The organism is Gaoshiqia sediminis (assembly GCF_025907915.1).
Classification (GTDB): Bacteria; Bacteroidota; Bacteroidia; order Bacteroidales; family Prolixibacteraceae; genus Gaoshiqia; species Gaoshiqia sediminis.
This window is the reverse complement of sequence record NZ_JAPAAF010000091.1, coordinates 1-1826: the sequence shown is the minus strand read 5'-3', so window position 1 is coordinate 1826 and position 1826 is coordinate 1. Positions and strand designations below refer to the sequence as shown.

2 protein-coding genes are annotated in these 1826 nt (G+C 42.2%); one reads left to right on the top strand and one right to left on the bottom strand.

Annotated features, from left to right (window positions below):
- Positions 1 to 21: 21 nt before the first annotated feature.
- Positions 22 to 126 carry a fumarate hydratase C-terminal domain-containing protein gene (locus tag N2K84_RS20090; RefSeq protein ID WP_282593623.1) on the bottom strand — a complete coding sequence of 35 codons (105 nt, stop codon included), beginning with the start codon at positions 124 to 126 and terminating at the stop codon, positions 22 to 24.
- A 58-nt stretch (positions 127 to 184) separates the two neighbouring features.
- Here N2K84_RS20090 and N2K84_RS20085 point away from each other — a divergent pair, with 58 nt between their 5' ends.
- Positions 185 to 1708 (top strand): IS1634 family transposase, encoded by a 1524-nt coding sequence (locus N2K84_RS20085; protein ID WP_282593622.1) that lies wholly within the window; start codon positions 185 to 187, stop codon positions 1706 to 1708.
- Positions 1709 to 1826: the final 118 nt, after the last annotated feature.

The window sequence follows — 1826 nt, the reverse complement described above, 5'->3', positions numbered from 1 at the left end:
TTTGAAATTAATCTATCCGAATTAAATCTGCTCGAAGAAGTCGTTCCCTTTATCATCCACAATGATGAAGGCAGGGAAATTCTCTACACGAATCTCCTGTTTTCCGCACTTTTTTGCAACACCCATCTAACTCACTGTAAATCAATACATGTTTTGTAAATTTGGGTGTTGCAAAAATTTAAGTATGTTTGTCAGAAAGCTAAAGAATTGCTCTGGAAGCCTTTCTATACAAGTGGTTCAGAAGGTCAGGGGCAAATATAAAGTAGTAAAAACGGTAGGGTGCGCCACAACGCAGCGCAAAACTGAAGAACTTGTCAATTTGGCCAAACAGGAGATCGAAAAATTATCCCAACAGTCCAGCCTGTTTGAAAGTGAAGCAGATGCTACAGTAGATAAAGTATTTGCGTGCTTGCAAAATGCCAGTATTCGAACACTTGGCCCGGAAATCATTTTCGGCAGGATCTACGATTACATCGGGTTCAGCATTATCAATGAACCGATGTTTCGTCACCTGGTTATTGCCCGCATAGCTTTCCCTCTGAGTAAATTGAAAACTGTAGAGTATTTGTATCGGTATCAAGGCAAGAGCCTGGATGTCGATGCGGTTTATCGTTTTTTAGACAAGCTGAACAGCAAGTTGAAGCTCCGGGTCGAGGAGATTGCCTTTGCGCATACAAAGAAGGTTTTGAATGGAATTATCAGCGTCGTTTTTTACGACATGACTACCCTGTATTTTGAGGCAAGTGACCAGGACGATCTTCGCAAAACCGGCTTTAGCAAAGACGGCAAACATCAATGTCCGCAAATTTACATTGGCCTGCTTGTTGGTCTGGGAGGATATGCCATTGGCTACGACATTTTTGAAGGGAATGCCTATGAAGGGCATACATTAATCCCTTTCCTTGAAACCATGAGCAAAAAATTCAATCTGGATAAACCCGTTGTTATTGCCGACTCCGGATTGCTGTCAGCAAGCAACATCGCCGCGCTGGAAAGCAATGGCTACGAGTACATCCTCGGTGCCCGAATTAAGAACGAAAACAAGACGTTAAAAACACAAATTCTGACTGCTGAACTATCGGATGGAATGACACGTAGTTTTTCTAAAGGCCCCACACAACGGCTTATCGTTAACCGTTCAAACGTCCGGGCCAGAAAAGATGCCTACAACCGGGCTCGTGGTCTTAAAAGGCTTGAAGAAAAGGTAAAAAGAGGTCGTCTGACCAAAGCCAATATTAACAACCGTGGTTACAACAAATGCCTTAAACTTGAAGGCGATGTAACAGTAAACATCGATTATGAGAAATATAATCAAGATGTTCTCTGGGACGGGCTTAAAGGTTACGTCACAAACACCATGCTTACCGATACCCAGGTCATCGAAAATTATGGCAACCTATGGCATATTGAGCGGGCTTTCCGTATGTCAAAAACGGATCTCAGAATCAGACCGATCTATCATCGCTTGAGACACCGAATCGAGGCGCATATCTGTATTTCTTTCACTGCCTACTGCATTTACAAAGAGTTGGAAAGAGTCTTGAAACTTGAAAAGTCAACACTGTCATTAAAGAAAGCAGCTGAATTAACGCATAATATGTACCAAGTAACTTACACCCTGCCGGACTCAAAACACACCAAATCCAGATTGCTGCAAATGGATGAAGAACAGGCAGAACTATATAAAATCATCAGCAAAAATTTTTAGGGTGTTGCAACGCTGAAAACAGGAAGGGCATTCCCAAAACAGGAACGCCCCTCGATATCTTTGAAATTAATCTATCCGAATTAAATCTGCTCGAAGAAGTCGTTCCCTTTATCATCCA